The sequence below is a fragment of the Acidovorax sp. CF316 genome, assembly GCF_000276605.1.
GTDB lineage: Bacteria > Pseudomonadota > Gammaproteobacteria > Burkholderiales > Burkholderiaceae_C > Acidovorax.
The window spans coordinates 13,672-30,984 of the sequence record NZ_AKJX01000163.1; the positions used below are offsets into that span (position 1 = coordinate 13,672).

At 67.5% G+C, this 17,313-nt stretch carries 18 protein-coding genes; 17 read left to right on the forward strand and 1 reads right to left on the reverse strand.

The window, feature by feature from the left end; all coding sequences use genetic code 11:
- Window positions 1-9: 9 nt before the first annotated feature.
- The 9 genes from PMI14_RS20455 to PMI14_RS20495 all read left to right on the forward strand — a co-directional run bounded on the left by PMI14_RS20455 (window position 10) and on the right by PMI14_RS20495 (window position 9,317).
- Window positions 10-963: an ADP-ribosylglycohydrolase family protein gene (locus PMI14_RS20455; protein ID WP_007857261.1), complete on the forward strand. Its 954-nt coding sequence runs from the start codon at window positions 10-12 to the stop codon at window positions 961-963.
- 195 nt (window positions 964-1,158) lie between these two features.
- Window positions 1,159-2,277, forward strand: a complete 1,119-nt coding sequence (locus tag PMI14_RS20460) for a hypothetical protein (RefSeq protein WP_238541874.1) — start codon at window positions 1,159-1,161, stop codon at window positions 2,275-2,277.
- Window positions 2,278-2,398: 121 nt separating this feature from the next.
- Entirely contained in the window at window positions 2,399-3,610 is a 1,212-nt protein-coding gene (solA, locus tag PMI14_RS20465) for an N-methyl-L-tryptophan oxidase (protein ID WP_007857263.1), read from the forward strand.
- 141 nt (window positions 3,611-3,751) lie between these two features.
- A complete protein-coding gene (locus PMI14_RS20470) occupies window positions 3,752-4,243 on the forward strand; it encodes a rhodanese-like domain-containing protein (RefSeq protein ID WP_007857264.1) in 492 nt (163 codons plus the stop codon).
- Window positions 4,244-4,302: 59 nt separating this feature from the next.
- Entirely contained in the window at window positions 4,303-5,238 is a 936-nt protein-coding gene (gene epsC / locus PMI14_RS20475; RefSeq protein ID WP_007857265.1) for a serine O-acetyltransferase EpsC, read from the forward strand.
- Window positions 5,235-5,507 (forward strand): helix-turn-helix transcriptional regulator, encoded by a 273-nt coding sequence (locus PMI14_RS20480; RefSeq protein WP_007857267.1) that lies wholly within the window; start codon window positions 5,235-5,237, stop codon window positions 5,505-5,507. The genes epsC and PMI14_RS20480 overlap by 4 nt, the downstream gene beginning before the upstream one ends.
- 73 nt (window positions 5,508-5,580) lie before the next feature.
- Window positions 5,581-6,513 carry a family 2A encapsulin nanocompartment shell protein gene (locus PMI14_RS20485; RefSeq protein WP_007857268.1) on the forward strand — a complete coding sequence of 311 codons (933 nt, stop codon included), beginning with the start codon at window positions 5,581-5,583 and terminating at the stop codon, window positions 6,511-6,513.
- Between the two features lie 9 nt (window positions 6,514-6,522).
- On the forward strand, window positions 6,523-8,583 hold the full coding sequence (locus PMI14_RS20490) for a family 2A encapsulin nanocompartment cargo protein cysteine desulfurase (protein WP_007857269.1): 2,061 nt from the start codon (window positions 6,523-6,525) through the stop codon (window positions 8,581-8,583).
- A gap of 185 nt (window positions 8,584-8,768) precedes the next feature.
- Window positions 8,769-9,317 carry an NADPH-dependent FMN reductase gene (locus PMI14_RS20495; RefSeq protein ID WP_007857270.1) on the forward strand — a complete coding sequence of 183 codons (549 nt, stop codon included), beginning with the start codon at window positions 8,769-8,771 and terminating at the stop codon, window positions 9,315-9,317.
- 68 nt (window positions 9,318-9,385) lie between these two features.
- Here PMI14_RS20495 and PMI14_RS20500 read toward each other — a convergent pair whose 3' ends face one another.
- The gene (locus tag PMI14_RS20500) at window positions 9,386-10,030 is read right to left on the reverse strand and encodes an FMN-dependent NADH-azoreductase (RefSeq protein ID WP_007857271.1); all 645 of its coding nucleotides are present in this window, start codon (window positions 10,028-10,030) and stop codon (window positions 9,386-9,388) included.
- A gap of 125 nt (window positions 10,031-10,155) precedes the next feature.
- Between PMI14_RS20500 and PMI14_RS20505 the strand changes: the two genes are divergently transcribed.
- From PMI14_RS20505 to cysW, 8 genes are all read left to right on the forward strand, one after another.
- Window positions 10,156-11,103 (forward strand): LysR substrate-binding domain-containing protein, encoded by a 948-nt coding sequence (locus PMI14_RS20505; RefSeq protein ID WP_035204824.1) that lies wholly within the window; start codon window positions 10,156-10,158, stop codon window positions 11,101-11,103.
- 136 nt (window positions 11,104-11,239) lie between these two features.
- Window positions 11,240-12,109, forward strand: coding sequence for an HDOD domain-containing protein (locus PMI14_RS20510; protein WP_035204827.1), 870 nt, complete (start codon window positions 11,240-11,242; stop codon window positions 12,107-12,109).
- Between the two features lie 30 nt (window positions 12,110-12,139).
- Window positions 12,140-12,871: an AAA family ATPase gene (locus PMI14_RS20515; RefSeq protein ID WP_007857274.1), complete on the forward strand. Its 732-nt coding sequence runs from the start codon at window positions 12,140-12,142 to the stop codon at window positions 12,869-12,871.
- A 113-nt stretch (window positions 12,872-12,984) separates the two neighbouring features.
- On the forward strand, window positions 12,985-13,626 hold the full coding sequence (locus tag PMI14_RS20520) for a peroxiredoxin (protein WP_007857275.1): 642 nt from the start codon (window positions 12,985-12,987) through the stop codon (window positions 13,624-13,626).
- Window positions 13,627-13,699: 73 nt separating this feature from the next.
- Window positions 13,700-14,314, forward strand: a complete 615-nt coding sequence (locus PMI14_RS20525) for an alpha/beta hydrolase (RefSeq protein ID WP_007857276.1) — start codon at window positions 13,700-13,702, stop codon at window positions 14,312-14,314.
- Between the two features lie 173 nt (window positions 14,315-14,487).
- The gene (locus PMI14_RS20530) at window positions 14,488-15,492 is read left to right on the forward strand and encodes a sulfate ABC transporter substrate-binding protein (RefSeq protein ID WP_007857277.1); all 1,005 of its coding nucleotides are present in this window, start codon (window positions 14,488-14,490) and stop codon (window positions 15,490-15,492) included.
- Between the two features lie 3 nt (window positions 15,493-15,495).
- The gene (gene cysT, locus PMI14_RS20535; RefSeq protein WP_007857278.1) at window positions 15,496-16,386 is read left to right on the forward strand and encodes a sulfate ABC transporter permease subunit CysT; all 891 of its coding nucleotides are present in this window, start codon (window positions 15,496-15,498) and stop codon (window positions 16,384-16,386) included.
- Window positions 16,383-17,297, forward strand: a complete 915-nt coding sequence (cysW, locus tag PMI14_RS20540) for a sulfate ABC transporter permease subunit CysW (protein WP_007857279.1) — start codon at window positions 16,383-16,385, stop codon at window positions 17,295-17,297. The genes cysT and cysW overlap by 4 nt, the downstream gene beginning before the upstream one ends.
- The last annotated feature ends 16 nt before the right edge of the window (window positions 17,298-17,313 follow it).

Here is a 17,313-nt window from a genome sequence, read left to right on the forward strand (position 1 = left end):
GGAGGACCCATGGCAGCCCATTTCAACAAGGACCTGGAAGGCCGCTACCGCGGCTGTTTCGTCGGCCTGGCCTGCGGCGATGCCGTGGGCACCACGCTGGAGTTCCGCCCGCGTGGCAGCTTCGAACCCATCGCCGACATGGTGGGCGGGGGGCCGTTTGGCCTGGCGCCGGGCCAGTGGACGGACGATACCTCCATGGCCATCTGCCTGGGGCAGAGCCTGCTGCACCGCGGCGGCTTCGATGCCGAAGACCAGATGAACCGCTATGTGCACTGGTGGCGCCGGGGCGATCCCAGCCCGACCGGCACCTGCTTCGACATCGGCATCACCGTGCGCGATGCGCTGTCGCGCTTCATGGCCAACGGCGAGCCGATGGCCGGCTCCACCGATCCCCAGACCGCCGGCAACGGCTCGCTGATGCGGCTGGCGCCCGTCGTGCTGCGCTACTTTCCCGACATGCAGGCGGTTGTGCGCCAGGCGCGGCTCAGCTCGCAGACCACGCACGGCGCGGCCGAGGCCGTGGAGTGCTGCAGCGTGCTGGCGCAGGTGATTGCCCATGCGCTCCAGGGAGATCCGTCGCGGGGCCCGGCCGGCCGCCGGGAGGTGCTGTCCGTGGCGCAGGCGGGCCTGGCCTGCCCGACTGTGCAGACCATTACGGCAGGCGCCTACCTGGGCAAGCCGCGCGAGGCGATCCGGGGCAGCGGCTACTGCGTGGCCTCGCTGGAGGCGGCCCTGTGGTGCTTTGCCACCACCGGCTCGTTTGCCGATGCCGTGCTGGCCGCCGCCAACCTGGGCGACGACGCCGACACCACGGCCGCCATCACCGGGCAGGTGGCGGGGGCTTTCTACGGCATCGAGGGCATTCCCGCGCACTGGCGCGCCATGCTGTTCATGGGCCAGGAGATCGGCGAGATGGCGGCGGCCCTGCTGCACCGGGCCCGCACGCGCGCCGTGCCGGGATAAGAGGCCACGCCTGCCTGCTTTTCCGTCCATCGCCCGCGCGGCGCCCGGGTACGCTTGAGATGGGGGCCAACGCATGCCCCCGGCGGCCTGCAAGAGGCTGTTTTTGCGGCGTGTTTTTTATTTTTGTCCTTGTTTCCTGTCTATTTTTTTTGGATGTGTCCCATGCGGTATCTCGCTGTTTTATTGCTGGCTGCGGTGACCCCGTTCGCTCAGGCTGCCAACTTCGTCTCGCTCCACCAGTCGGCGCTCAAGATAGCCCTGCCTCCGGCAGCCGGCTCCTACAACTACAAGTTCGATACCAGGATCGGCTTCAAGCAGCAGTACGCGCCGACAGGTGTCACGGGCTGCGCCATTGGCTACGCCACGGGCGGTTGTGCCTTTCCGGGCGGTGGCTCCCTGGCTCTGCCCGAGTTCACCGGCTACCAGCTGCAGAACAAGGAATTCAAGATCTTCATCCCCGCGGGCACGCGCTCGTTCATGTTCTCGGGCTATGCGCCCCAGCGTACGCAATCGGCCTTTGCGCTGCGCTATGGCTCGGCACCGGTGCGCGAGGCGGCCCTGAGTGGCGCGGAGTACCAGGCCGCGCAGACCAGTGAGCGCATCGACAGCGCGTTCTCGCGCCTGGTCAACGAGCGCAGTGAACAACTCGTGGTGCACGACGGGGGCGGCACCCTGCGCTTCGTGGGCGGCCAGCTCGACGCCAAGCGGGGCAGCACCAAGGAAGGCAACTGGCTCTACGTGCGCCAGCTCAGCGGCAGCCCGCTGTACGACGTGCAGGGCGCCATCGACCTGGACATGGCCCAGTATGCGGCCGGGTACGCCAAGATCGTCTGGACCACCAGCGCCTACCCCGACCCGGTGGACGCACCGAGCGCGGGCGGCGGTACCGGCACGGTCACCCCGCAAGACAATGCGACGACCCTGCCGGTCCCGGCCACGGTGTCCACCTCGGTGGTGTCCGCTGCCGGCCAGCCGCTGCGGCTCGATATCACCCTGGCGCAGGCGACATCCGACGTGGCTGCCAGCCCGAAGATCAGCACCTGGGTTGCGGCACTCATTCCGGCCAACGGCCAGTCGTTCCAGGCGGATACCTGGTTCTTCCGCCTGGCCAACGGCAGCTGGGCCAGCCAGGTGCCGGCGGACCTGGAGGGCATCGCCTTCGCCAGCCAGGTGGCCAACGCCGCCAGCCTCAAGTTCACGCCCTCGCTGGACTTCACCGAGGCCGAGCTGCGCGCGTTCAACGTGCAGGTCCACTTCGGCTACAAGACCGGCACCGGCAGCTTCGTGAGCAAGGGCAAGGTCTGGCCGCAGTGAGGGGTGTTCGCCGCTGAAGGGCGGGGCGGGTTTGTTTCGGCATGAGCTCATGCGAAATGCGGCGTTGGAAGAGAGCGGCCTGGCCGTTAAGCTGGCGCTTTGCCTCTTCGCCTGAGCCTGCATGCCCCATCACTTCGACACCATCGTCATCGGCCTCGGGGCCGTAGGCTCCGCCACGCTGTACCAGCTGGCACGGCGTGGGGCCAGCGTGCTCGGGCTGGACCAGTTCCAGCCGCCGCACAGCCTGGGTTCCTCGCATGGCCAGACCCGCATCACGCGGCTGGCCGTGGGGGAGGGCGACGAATACGTGCCCCTGGTGCGCCGCTCGCACGAGATCTGGCACGAGCTGGAGGCCGCCACCGGCCAGTCCATCTACACGCGCACCCACGGCCTGGTGCTCGGGCCGCGCGATGGCGCGCCGCTGCACCAGGGGCGCCGCCTCGACTTCGTGCACAACACCATCGAGATCGCGCGCCGCCATGGCATAGACCACGAGGTGCTGGACCATGCCGACCTGCGCCGGCGCTACCCGCAGTTCCAGCTCAACGACAACGAGTTCGCCTACTGGGAGCGCGACGCCGGCTTCGTGCGGCCCGAGGCCGCCATCAGCGCCCAGCTGCAGCAGGCCCAGGTGCATGGCGCCACGGTGCAGACAGGGGTTCGCGTGACCGGCCTCGCGCACGAAGGCGGACATGTGCGCGTGGAAACCACCCAAGGCAACTACAGCGCCGGGCAGGTGGTGCTGGCGGCCGGCCCGTGGCTCCCGGGCCTGCTGGGCCAAGAGCTGCGGCATGCCTGGGCGCCCCAACTGGCGGTGTACCGCCAGGTGATGTTCTGGTTCGACGTGGGGACCGCCACGCCCGCCTTCGGGCCCGGCGCCTTCCCGGTCTTCATCTGGACCTTCCGCGATGGGCCGGACGATTCGATCTACGGCTTTCCCACCGCGGATGCAGAGGCGCCGGCCTTCAAGGTGGCCACCGCACAGTACCTTGAGACCACCACGCCCGATACGGTGGACAGGGTCGTGGCCGACGCCGAGCGGGATTCCATGCTCCAGCGCCATGTGCTGCCGCGCTTTCAGGCCCCAGGCGCCCGCTGCACGGACGCGCGGGCCTGCCTGTACACAGTGACCCCGGACCACGGCTTCGTCATCGACCGCCTGCCCGGCTGGCCGGGCGTGCACGTGGCCTCGGCCTGTTCGGGCCATGGCTTCAAGCACTCGGCCGCTGTGGGGGAGGCCCTGGCGCAGCAGGTGCTCGACCTGCCGGAGCGCCTGGACCTTCGGCCCTTTGGGCACGCCTTGCGCGGCCTGGCGGGTGCGGGGCTTGCCTGATCAATTCCAAGGATGTTTTGGTTTTATAGAAACCAATTTTTATTCTTTTGGGTTTTATGGGAAGGGTTTTAGAGTGGACGCATGTTCAAAGCAGCCCCACCCATGAGGGCTGCGACCACCCTCGTTTCAAGGACCCCTGCCATGTCTTCATCCGCCATCCAGGATACCCAGGACGCTGTGCTCGCACAGGAATTGGAATCTGCCCGTTCGGTCGCACTGGCGTCCGGCCTGCCCTATGCGGGCGGCGTTTCGCCCACCGTGGCGTGGAAACTCGTCCTGGCTGGCGATGCCGTGCTGGTGGACGTGCGCTCGGCCGAAGAGCTGAAGTTCGTCGGCCGGGTGCCGGACAGCCTGCACGTGCCTTGGGCCACGGGCACCGCGCTGCAGCGCAACCCGCGCTTCGTGCGCGAGCTGGAGGCCCGCCTGGCCAGCCACGGCGGCAAGGAGGCCACGGCGCTGCTGCTGTGCCGCAGCGGCAAGCGCTCGGCCCTGGCGGCCGAGGCGGCGGCCAAGGCCGGCTTCACCCACGTCTTCAACGTGCTCGAAGGCTTCGAGGGCGAGATCGACCAGCGCCAGCAGCGCGGCGGCTCCGATGGCTGGCGCTTCCACGGCCTGCCCTGGGTCCAGGACTGAAGAACCGACTGCCCGCGGCCAACCCCCTCACGATTGAACCACTGCTCTCTCTTCTCCCCATGGCCGTCTTCAACATCGAACCCATCGTGCAGTCGCTGCACGCCGTGCGCCGCGACTGGCGCAGCCTGCAAAAGCGCTCCCAGGAGCCAGGCGGGCGCGAGTTCCCGTCGCGTGACGCGCTGGCCGACATTGTCGACAAGCTCAAGGGCGTGCTGTTTCCCATGCGCCTGGGCCCACCCGACCTGCGCCAGGAGAGCGAGGACTTCTACGTCGGCCACACGCTGGACGCCGCCTTGCATTCGCTGCTGGCACAGATCCGGCTGGAGCTGCGCTACGTGCTGCGCCACCAGCCGGTGGAAGAGCAGAACATCGAAAAGCGCGCCGTGCAGGCGGCCCGCAGCTTCGCCACCTCGCTGCCCGACATCCGCAGCCTGCTCGACAGCGACGTGCTGGCCGCCTACCACGGCGATCCGGCCGCGCGCAGCGTGGACGAGGTGCTGCTGTGCTACCCCGGCATCCTGGCCATGATCCACCACCGCCTGGCGCACCGCCTGTACCAGCTGGAGCTGCCGCTGCTGGCGCGCATCGTGGCCGAGCAGGCGCATGCGCAGACCGGCATCGACATCCACCCCGGCGCGCAGATCGGCGCGGGCTTCTTCATCGACCATGGCACGGGCGTCGTGATCGGCGAGACAGCGGTGATCGGCGAGCGCGTGCGTGTCTACCAGGCCGTCACGCTGGGCGCCAAGCGCTTTCCCACCGACGAGGACGGGCACCTGCAAAAGGGCCTGCCACGCCACCCGGTGGTAGAAGACGATGTGGTGATCTACGCCGGTGCCACGGTGCTCGGCCGGGTCACGCTGGGCAAGGGCGCCACCATCGGCGGCAATGTCTGGATCACGCACGACGTGCCCGCAGGCGGCAATGTGACGCAGGCGCTGTCGCGGCACAACGGACACCACGAGGGCGAAAAACCCGGGGTGGGCGTGGCATGAGCGAGGTGCTGGTACGCAGTTTCGGCACCGCCGTGCGGCGCCTGCGCGAGGCGCGCGGCTGGTCGCAGGAGCAACTGGCCGAGCATGCCGACCTCAACCGCTCCTATGTGGGCGAGATCGAGCGCGGCCGCGCCATTGCCTCGCTGGTCACCATCGACAAGCTCTCCCAGGCCTTCGGCGTGCGCAGCGCCACGCTGCTCGGGCACTGCGACGCATTGAGCGATGCGAATGCGCTCAAAGGCACGCGATTGGCGGCTATAGCATGTTGAAGCGCTGAGGCCACCGGCGGAAACTGGCTGGGAGTTTTTCTCTCATCCCACCTTTTCTGATACGGAGCCTCACATGACGGCAACAGTGGGCGGCACGACCGCCCTGGGCGACAACGCAGCACGGCAACTTGCCAACGCGACCAAGACCACCGCACAACTCTCGACCATCTCGCCGCGCTGGCTCACGCACCTGCTGCAATGGGTGCCGGTCGAAGCGGGCATCTACCGCTTGAACCAGGTCAAGAACCCCGAGCTGATCAAGGTCACCTGCACCGCCCGCGAGGAAGAGAACCAGCTGCCGCGCACCTTCGTGGACTACGAAGAGAACCCGCGCGAGTTCTTCCTGAACGCCGTGAGCACCGTGCTCGACGTGCACACCCGCATCTCCGACCTGTACAGCAGCCCGCACGACCAGATCAAGGAACAGCTGCGCCTGACGATCGAGACGATCAAGGAAAACCAGGAGAGCGAACTCATCAACAACCCCGACTACGGCCTGCTGGCCCAGGTGACGGATGAGCAGCGCGTGTTCCCGCTGACGGGCGCACCCACGCCGGACGACCTCGATGAGCTGCTCACCAAGGTCTGGAAGGAGCCCGCCTTCTTCCTGGCCCACCCGCTGGCGATCGCCGCCTTCGGCCGCGAAGCCACGCGCCGCGGCACGCCGCCACCCACGGTGAGCCTGTTCGGCTCGCAGTTCATCACCTGGCGCGGCATTCCGCTGATCCCTTCGGACAAGGTGCCCGTGGCCGACGGCAAGAGCAAGATCCTGCTGCTGCGCGTGGGCGACAAGCGCCAGGGCGTGGTCGGCCTGTTCCAGCCCGGCCTGCCGGGCGAGCAGAGCCCGGGCCTGTCGGTGCGCTTCATGGGCATCAACAACCATGCCATCGCGTCCTACCTGATCTCGCTGTACTGCTCGCTGGCCGTGCTCACGCCCGATGCGCTGGCCGTGCTGGACGACGTGGAGATCAACAAGTACCACGACTACCCCGACACCTACAAGTAAAGCGGCCGCGTGGTGACCATTCCATCCTCCCTTCCTGCCAGCGTGCCCGCCACGCTGCAGCCGCCGATCGATCCGGCGCTGCTGGCCGGGCTGGCGACGGCCCTGTTCGCGGCCCGGCCCGGCGAAGAGCCGCGCTTTGCCGGGCCGGCTGCAGGCCTGCCGTCCACGCCACCGGGCTCGCTGCCCGGGGCGGGGCAGGGCACGCCCTGGCCGCCTGGCGTGCAGGCGCCCGTCAACATCGCACCCGCCGGCTCGCCGCTGGTGAGCCCGGCGGGCTTTGGCCCCGGCGTGCCCGGTACGCCCATTCCGCAAGGGCTGGTGCCGGGTGCCAACCTGGTGCCGGCGTCGCCCACGCCGCTGGCCTCGCTGGCGCACCGTGCGCCGGCGCTGCTGCCGCATGCGGTGGCCGGCAATGGCGTGCCCGACTCGGTGGTCAGCACCTTGCCGGCCTACGAGCCGCGCTTTGGCAGCGGCGTGCTGGGTGTGCCAGAGGCAGCGCCCGCCCAGGCCGCTCCTGCGGTGGCGCAGGGCGCTTCGCCGTACTACTTTCTCGGTGAGCGCCACGGCCACCCCCTGGCGGCCGACCGCCTGCCCCAGGTGACCCCGCCCGACGGACATGGCGCCGCACCTGGCGGGCTCGATGCCCTGGCGCGGCTGCCTTTTGCCGCACCCGAGGTGCCGCGCGTGGGCTCGCCCACGGCCGGCACCGGCGTGCCCAGCACGGTGCCATCGACCGAACCGCGCTTTTACTTTGCCGACGCGGTGGTGCTGCCCGGCGGCTACACCACGCCCGGCCGTGCCCCGGCTGCCGGCAGCGTCCCCCAGGCCGACCGCAGCGCCCACCCGGCGTTCGACGTGCATGCGGTGCGCCGCGACTTCCCGGTGCTGCAGGAGCGTGTGAACGGCCGCCAGCTCGTATGGTTCGACAACGCGGCCACCACGCACAAGCCGCAGTCGGTCATCGACCGCATCAGCTACTTCTACGCGCACGAGAACTCCAACATCCACCGCGCAGCACACGAGCTGGCAGCACGCGCCACGGACGCCTATGAGGGCGCACGCCAGCGCGTGCAGCGCTTCATCAACGCGCCCGATGTGAACGAGGTGATCTTCGTGCGCGGCACCACCGAGGCCATCAACCTGGTGGCCAAGAGCTGGGGCGCGCAGCATGTGGGCGAGGGCGACGAGATCATCGTCAGCAACCTCGAGCACCATGCCAACATCGTGCCCTGGCAACAACTGGCCGCCGCCAAGGGCGCGCGCCTGCGCGTGATCCCGGTGGACGACTCGGGCCAGGTGCTGCTCGATGAGTACCAGAAGCTCCTGAACGACCGCACCAAGATCGTCGCTGTCACCCAGGTCTCCAACGCCCTGGGCACGGTGGTGCCGGTCAAGGAGATCGTGGCCCTGGCCAAGCGGGCCGGCGCCACGACCCTGGTCGACGGCGCGCAGTCGGTCTCGCACATGCGGGTGGACGTGCAGGACCTGGGGGCCGACTTCTTCGTGTTCTCGGGCCACAAGGTCTTCGGGCCCACCGGCATCGGCGTGGTCTGGGGCAGGCGTGCGGTGCTCGAAGACATGCCGCCCTGGCAGGGCGGCGGCAACATGATTGCCGACGTGACCTTCGAGAAGACGGTGTTCCAGCCCATCCCGAACAAGTTCGAGGCGGGCACCGGCAACATCGCCGACGCCGTGGGCCTGGGCGCCGCCATCGACTACGTGAACCGCGTGGGCATCGAGAACATCGCGCGTTATGAGCACGAGCTGCTGGTCTACGGCATGCGCCACCTGGGTGCCATCCGCGGCGTGCGGCTCATCGGCACGGCCGACGACAAGGCCAGCGTGATGTCCTTCGTGCTCGCGGGCTACACCACGGAAGAGGTGGGCAAGGCGCTGAACGAGGAGGGCATCGCCGTGCGCACCGGCCACCACTGCGCCCAGCCCATCCTGCGCCGCTTCGGCGTGGAGACCACGGTGCGGCCTTCGCTGGCGTTCTACAACACCTTCGACGAGATCGACCGTCTGGTCACGGTGGTGCAGCGCCTGGCAGGGCAGCGCCGGGCGGGATGACGCCGGCCGCCAGCCCTGGCGAACTTCCCGGCGCAATCCGCTATACAAAATATAGCAATTGCGCCGGGTGAGCAGGCCATGGCGTCACGGTCTGTGGCTATCATGGCGAGTGCTTCGCGCAGCAGGGCCTGGAGACCATTCCTGCAGCGCCTTTCTCCGTGTCGTCCCCTTCACAAGGAGTTTCCATGAGCAATGTCCAGATCGCCGTCATCGTCGGCAGCCTTCGCAAGGATTCGTTCAACCGCAAGCTGGCCACCGCCATCGAGCGGCTGGCACCGGCAGACTTCCAGTTCACGCAGCTGCGCATCGACGACCTGCCCCTGTACAACCAGGACGACGACGGCCAGCAGGCCGCCTCGGTGCTGCGCCTCAAGGGCGAGCTCAAGGCGGCGCAGGGCCTGCTGTTCGTGACGCCCGAGTACAACCGCTCCATCCCCGGCGTGCTCAAGAACGCGCTGGACCATGCCTCGCGCCCCTACGGCCAGAGTGCCTGGGGCGGCAAGCCCGCGGGCGTGATCGGTGCCTCGGTGGGCGCCATCGGTACCGCGCTGGCCCAGCAGCACCTGCGCAACGTGCTGGCCTACCTCGACGTGCCCACCCTGGGGCAGCCCGAGGGCTTCATCCACGCCAAGGAAGGTTTGTTCGACGCCGACGGCAACGTGGGCGAGGGCAGCAAGAAGTTCCTGCAAAGCTGGGTCGATGCGTATGCCGCATGGGTCAAAAAGCACATCTGAGTTTCTGACCGCACCAAGCAAAACGCCGCCCGATGGGCGGCGTTTTGCTGGGCTGACCAGAAACTGGATCAGGCCACTTGTGCGATCTGTGGCTGGTTGGCCGGCACGCTGGCGTGGGCCTGGATGTCCTTGTCGGCGCTGGCGATGGCCAGGGCCTTGGCGTCAGGGCCCATGCCCACGCCTTCGGCACGCACGAAGCGCACGTCGGTGATGCCGAAGAAGCCGAACACTACCTTGAGGTAGCTTTCCTGGTGTTCCATGGCCTGGCCACCTTCGCTGGTGGAGTACACACCGCCGCGGGTCGAGGCCACGATCACGGTCTTGCCACCGGCCAGGCCCACGGGGCCCTTGTCGGTGTACTTGAAGGTGCGGCCAGCCTGGGCGATGCGGTCAATCCAAGCCTTGAGCTGGCTGGGGATGGTGAAGTTGTACAGCGGGGCGCCGATCACGATCACGTCGGAGGCCAGGAACTGGCTTACCAGGGCTTCGGACAGGGCGTTTTCCTGGCGCTGCACTTCGGTCGCGGCGGCCTGGCCGGTGCGAAAGCCCAGGGCATCGGCGCCCAGGTGGGCCGGGGCCTGTACGGCCAGGTCCAGGTGCTGCACCGCGGTGTTGGGGTGGCCGGCCTTCCAGGCGGCGACGATGCGCTTCGTGAGTTCGCGGGAAACGGATTGTTCGCCGGTGATGGCCGAGTCGATGTGAAGCAGTTGCATGAGTGGATCTCCTGTGGGTGGTAGCCACAGCGTGTGGCCATGGAATGAATTGTGGAGACACACTCATTTGTTGATAAGGTATTGAACTTGCGATAGATTGTCCTATCAGTAGAACGATGTACTTTATGCAAGACCTCAACGACATGCTGTATTTCGCGGAGGTGGTCGAGCGCGGTGGCTTTGCCGCCGCCGGCCGCGCCCTGGGCATCCCCAAATCGCGCCTCTCGCGCCGCGTGTCGGACCTGGAGGCGCAGCTGGGCGTGCGCCTGCTGCAGCGCACCACGCGCAAGCTCTCGCTGACCGAGGTGGGCGAGGCCTACCTGCGCCATTGCCAGGCCATGCGCGAGTCGGCCCAGGCGGCCGCCGACACGGTGGCCCAGGTGCAGACCGTGCCGCGCGGCACCGTGCGCGTGAGCTGCCCGGTGACGCTGGCGCAGACGGTGCTGGCCGAGATGATGCCGCCCTTCCTGGCGCGCTACCCCGAGGTGCGGGTCGACATGATGGTCAGCAACCGGGCGGTGAACGTGGTGGAGGAGGGCATCGACGTGGCCCTGCGCGTGCGCCCCACGCTGGAGGACAGCGGCAGCATGGTGGTCAAGCGGCTGGACATGACCAGCCAGATCCTCGTGGCCAGCCCCGACCTGCTGATACGCCAGGGCACGCCCACCACGCTGGCAGACCTCTCGCGCATGGACAGCGTGGCCATGTCGGCCCCCGACGGCCGCGCCACCTGGAACCTGATGGGCCCGGGCGGCGCGCACCAGGTCGTGCACCACACGCCGCGCTACGTGGCCGACGACCTGCTGACCCTGAAGTTCGCGGTGCTGGCCGGCATCGGCATGGGCTGGATGCCCGACTACATGTGCCACGAGGAGATGCGCGAGCGCCGCCTGGTGCGCGTGCTGCCCGAGTGGGTGCCGCCCCCGGCCATCGTGCACGCGGTGTTCCCTTCGCGGCGCGGGCTGTCGCCCGCGGTGCGCAGCTTTCTCGACTACCTGGGCGAGGCCATGCCGGGGCGCAACAGCCTGGCCACGCGCGATGGTGGGGCCGGGCTGGACGGCGCGGGCATCTAGTGTCAATACGCCGTGCAGTGAAGGCCGCTCTGGCCTGAGGTCACTTCGCCCCGCGCGTTTTCAGGCCACAATGCAACCAGTTGCAACTGACCGGATTGCCTGCGTACCACCCTGCGCAGGTACCCCGGGGCGCGCCGTGAAAAACCCCCACCCTATTGATACCGACCTCCAGAAGGCCCGCACCCACCCCTCGGTGCGGGCCATCGTGATCCCGCCGTGCCCGGAGTCGCTGCTGCGCCTGCAGCAGATCGTGGCCGCACCCGAGCTCGATTCGGGCGCGCTGGAGCAACTGGCCTCGTCCGACGTGGCCCTGGCGGCCGCCCTGATCCGCCAGGCCAACAGCCCGCTGTTCGGCCTGGCCCAGCCGGTGCAGACCATCGGCATGGCGCTCACCGTGCTCGGGCTCAACCCGGCGGTGGAACTGCTCTCAGCCTTCATCACGCGCAATGCGCTCATGGTGCGCTCGCCGCTGCTCGAGCATTTCTGGGAAAGCTCGCAGCGCCGCGCCATCGCCTGCGAGCACATCGGCCGCCAGCTGTACAGCTTCGACCCCGGCCTGGGCTACAGCTTCGGCCTGTTCTGCCACGTGGGCATGCCGGTGCTGGTCAAGGCCGTGCGCGGCTATGGCTCCACCGTGACCGAGGCCCTGGCCCGCAAGGACCGCACCTTCACCCAGACCGAAAACGCCAACCACCACACCGACCACGCGGTGATGGGCGCCCTGGTGGCACGCACCTGGCACCTGCCGGGCGACGTGGCCCAGGCCATCTGGCTGCACCACGACTTCACGGCCCTACAGGACGAGCGTTTCAACCCCACGGTGCGCCACCTGGTGGCCCTGGGCCTGCTGGCCGAGTACCTGGTGAACCACCACGACGGCCTGCAGCCCACGCGCGACTGGCTGCAGCACGGCCAGGCCTGCATGGACCACCTGGCGGTGTCGGAAGAGGAGCTGGACCACTGGGTGGACGAGTTGCACCCCGCCTTCGAGGCTGCGCGCTTCTGATCCCCTCCCTGGCCGTTAGCATGGCACCCCATGCTGCCCGCCAAACCCTATCTGCAAAGCGTCTGCATCCGCCCCGACGCCGAGGTGGACTACGACACCTACCCCCACAACATCCCCGCCATCCGGGATATGGGGCGGATGGAATTCCACCCGGACGTGACCTTTCTGGTGGGGGAAAACGGCTCGGGCAAGTCCACTCTGCTGGAGGGCATTGCCCTGGCCCTGGGGTACAGCCCGGAGGGCGGCACACGCAACTTCAGCCTGTCTTCTGCGGGTTCGGAATCCTCCCTGCATGAAGTGCTGCGGCTGGCGCGCAGCTTTCGCCAGCCCAAGGATGGGTATTTCCTGCGGGCCGAGAGCTTTTTCAATGTGGCCACCTACATGGACGAGGTGGGCTATCTGGACGGCTATGGCGGCAAGTCGCTGCATGCACGCTCGCATGGCGAGGCTTTCATGGCGCTGCTCACGCACAAGTTCGAGGGCAAGGGCCTGTACCTGCTCGACGAGCCCGAAGCGGCCCTGTCGCCCAACCGCCAGCTGGCCGCGCTCTCGGCCATCCACCAGCTGGTGGAGGACAAATCCCAGTTCATCATCGCCACGCATTCGCCCATCCTGCTGTCCTACCCGCACGCGAAAATCATTCTGTTCGACGGCACGGGCCTGTCGGAAGTGGCCTTCGAGGACACCGAGCACTACGCCGTGACGCACGATTTCCTCAACAACTACCGGGCACGACTGGACCGCCTGTTGGACCAGGACTGAGCTTTTTGGCGCCTTGATAGACGTTTTTGCGATTAAGTCAGAACAATATATTCGTTTGGGTTTTAAAGCGCGGCTCGCAGAATGGCTCCATCAGACATTGACGGAGCACATCCATGGCCACCTTGCGACTCGGCGACACCGCCCCCGACTTCACCCAGGAATCCACCGCCGGCCCCATCCATTTCCATGAATGGGCAGGCGATTCGTGGGTGGTGCTGTTCTCGCACCCCGCCGATTTCACCCCCGTCTGCACCACCGAGCTGGGCAAGACGGCGGCCCTGGCCACCGAATTCGCCAAGCGCAAGGTCAAGCCCATCGCCGTGAGCGTGGACCCCGTGGATTCGCACAACCGCTGGGTGGGCGACATCAACGAGACGCAGAACACCACCGTCAACTTCCCCATCCTGGCCGATGCGGACAAGAAGGTGGCCGACCTGTACGACATGATCCACCCCAACGCCTCGACCACGGTCACGGTGCGCAGCGTGTTCATCATCGACCCCAAGAAGGTCATTCGCACCACCTTCACCTACCCCGCGAGCACGGGCCGCAATTTCGACGAGATCCTGCGCGTGATCGACTCGCTGCAGCTGACCGACAGCCACAAGGTGGCTACGCCCGCCAACTGGAAGGACGGCGACGACGTGATCATCGTGCCCAGCCTGCAGGACCCGGCCGAGATCGCCCAGCGCTTCCCCAAGGGCTTCAAGGCCGTGCGCCCCTATCTGCGCATCACACCGCAGCCCAACAAGTAAGCCAAGCAAGCCAGGCGGTGGCCTGCGGCGCGCGCCCCTGCTGCAACCAGCAGGGCAGGGCGCTGCCGGGGCCATGCCGGGCGCTACCAACGTGAACCCCACTTCCATCATCATCGTCCCCGGCTGGCGCGACTCCGGCCCCGGCCACTGGCAGAGCCTGTGGGCCGAGCGGCTGCCCAGCGCGCGCCGCGTGGTGCAGGACGACTGGATCACCCCCACCCGCAACGCCTGGGTCGGCACGCTCGAAAAGACCGTGCTGGCCGCGCCCCATCCGGTGGTGATCGTGGCGCACAGCCTGGGCTGCATCGCCACCACCCACCTCGGGCCCGAGGCGGCGGCCCGCATCCAGGGCGCGCTGCTGGTGGCCCCGGCCGACCCGGAGCGCCGCGCCATCCTCAACGACTTTGCGCCGGTGCCCTACGCACAACTGCCTTACCGCAGCGTGGTGGTGGCCAGCAGCAACGACCCCTATTGCCCGATCCGCCTGGCCGGCGCTTATGCCCGTGCCTGGGGCAGCGAGTTCGTGCGCATGCAGCAGGCCGGCCACATCAATGTGGAATCAGGCCATGGCGAATGGCCCCTGGGCTGGGCGCTGCTGCAGTCGCTGACGGGCGAGCAGGGCGGCGTCGGTGTTGCGCCATCCGCTGCATCGCCCGCACCGGCATCTGCCTGGCAGGCCTCGGCCTGAGCGCATCCGCGCCCGCACCTGGCTGCCGGCGTGCAGGCCGGTGCTGCCAATGCGACTACATCTTGTTTCTTTATTCCAAAATCCGATTAATTAACAAGAATGTATTCTTTTGAGTTTTAAGGCGCTGTGCGCACAATGTGGCATCTTCCGCTTTTCCTTACGGGCTACGCCACATGACTTCTTTGAAACTCAAGACTCTCCTGGCCACTCTGGCATTGACCGCGAGCGGCATGGCGCTGGCCCAGGACTCGTTGCTCAACGTGTCGTACGACGTGGCCCGTGAGTTCTACAAGGACTACAACGCCGCGTTCTCGGCCCACTACAAGAAGACCACCGGCAAGGACGTGAAGATCGACCAGTCGCATGCCGGCTCCAGCGCCCAGGCGCGCGCCGTGAACGACGGCTTGGCGGCCGACGTGGTCACCATGAACACGACCACCGACGTGCAGTTCCTCGCCGACAGCGGCGTGGTGGCCAAGGACTGGGCCAAGAAATTCCCGCACGACGCATCGCCCACCACCTCGACCATGCTGTTCCTGGTGCGCAACGGCAACCCCAAGGGCATCAAGGACTGGGACGACCTGATCAAGCCCGGCGTGCAGGTCATCGTGGTCAACCCCAAGACCGGCGGCAACGGCCGCTATGCCTACCTGGCTGCCTGGGGCGCCGTGCGCGAAAAGGGCGGCACCGAGGCACAGGCCGCCGAGTTCGTGGGCAAGCTTTACAAGAACGTGCCCATCCTGGCCAAGGGTGGCCGTGACGCCACCGCCACCTTCCTGCAGCGCAACCAGGGCGATGTGCTGATCACCTTCGAATCCGAAGTGGTCTCCATCGACCGCGAGTTCGGCGCCGGCAAGGTCGATGCGATCTATCCGTCGGTCAGCGTGGTGGCCGAGAACCCCGTGGCCGTGGTCGAGCGCACCGTGGCCAAGAAGGGCACGGCCGCACTGGCAAAGGCCTACCTCGATTACCTGTACTCCGAAGAAGCCCAGGAGATCGCGGCCAAGCACGCCATCCGTCCGCGCTCGGAAACCGTGCTCAAGAAGTACGCCGACACCTTCAAGCCCTTGAAGCAGTTCACCGTGGCCAAGTACTTCGGTTCGCTCAGCGATGCCCAGAAGGTGCACTTCAACGACGGCGGCCAGTTCGACAAGCTCTACACGCCTGGCGCCAAGTAAACCATGACCGCTGCGACCTCTGTGGCCGCGCGGGGTGCCCTACAGGCCCCTGCGCCGGCCGGCCGGCGTGCGTCCAAACGGGTGCTGCCCGGCTTTGGCCTGACGCTGGGCTATACGCTGTTCTACCTGAGCATCATCGTGCTGATCCCGCTGTCGGCACTGATCTTCAAGACCTTCACCCTCACCTGGGACCAGTTCTGGGCCGCCATCAGCGCGCCGCGCGTGGTCGCCTCGTACCGGCTGACCTTCGGCGCCTCGTTCCTGGCGGCCATCGTCAACCTGTTCTTCGGCCTGCTCATCGCCTGGGTGCTGGTGCGCTACAAGTTCCCCGGCAAGAAGATCGTCGATGCGCTGGTGGACCTGCCGTTCGCGCTGCCCACCGCCGTGGCCGGCATCTCGCTGACGGCGCTTCTGGCCAGCAACGGCTGGGTCGGGCAGTACCTGGAGCCGCTGGGCATCCAGCTGGCCTTCAAGCCTGCGGGCATCGTGATCGCGCTGATCTTCATCGGTCTGCCCTTCGTGGTGCGCACGGTGCAGCCGGTGCTCGAAGACGCCGAAAAAGAGCTCGAGGAAGCCGCCACCTGCCTGGGCGCCACGCGCTGGCAGACCTTCACCAAGGTCATCCTGCCCTCCATCACCCCCGCGCTGCTCACCGGCTTTGCCATGGCGTTCGCCCGGGCCGTGGGGGAGTATGGCTCGGTGATCTTCATCGCCGGCAACATGCCCATGGTTTCTGAAATCACGCCGCTGATCATCATCGGCAAGCTCGAGCAGTACGACTACGCCGGCGCCACCGCCGTGGCCGTGGTCATGCTGGTGATCTCGTTCATCCTGCTGCTGGTCATCAACGCGCTGCAGGCCTGGCAGCGCCGTCACGCAGGAGCACCCGCATGAGTGGCAACAACTCCCGCACGGTGCGCCGTGCGCGCGCCGGCACGACCGAGGCGCCCTGGGTGCGCTACACGCTGATCACCGTGGCACTGACCTTCATGCTGCTGTTCCTGGTGCTGCCGCTGGCCGCGGTGTTCGCCGAGGCGCTGCGCAAGGGCTTTGGCGCCTACCTCGATGGCCTGCGCGAGCCCGATGCCTGGTCGGCCATCAAGCTCACGCTGATCACCGCGCTCATCGCCGTGCCGCTGAACCTGGTGTTCGGCGTGGCGGCGGCCTGGTGCATTGCCAAGTACGAGTTCAAGGGCAAGGCCTTTTTGACCACGCTGGTGGACCTGCCGTTCTCGGTGTCCCCCGTGGTGGCCGGCCTGGTCTACGTGCTGATGTTCGGCGCGCAGGGCTGGTTCGGCCCCTGGCTGCAGGCGCACGACATCAAGATCATCTTTGCCGTGCCCGGCATCGTGCTGGCCACCGTGTTCGTGACCTTCCCCTTCATCGCGCGCGAGCTGATCCCGCTGATGCAGGCCCAGGGCAACGACGAGGAGCAGGCCGCCATCGTGCTCGGCGCCACCGGCTGGCAGACCTTCTGGTACGTCACGCTGCCCAACATCAAGTGGGGCCTGCTGTACGGGGTGATCCTGTGCAATGCGCGCGCCATGGGCGAGTTCGGTGCGGTGTCGGTGGTGTCGGGCCACATCCGCGGCCAGACCAACACCATCCCGCTGCACGTGGAAATCCTCTACAACGAATACCAGTCGGTCGCCGCCTTTGCCGCCGCCTCGCTGCTGGCGCTGCTGGCCCTGGTCACCCTGGTCATCAAGTCGATTGCCGAATGGCGCAACGAGCAGGACATGAAGGCTGCGGCCGAATTGCCGCCCGAGCGCCCCGCGCCCGCCGTGGCACCGTCCACGCGCTGAAGCAAGCAAGAAAGCA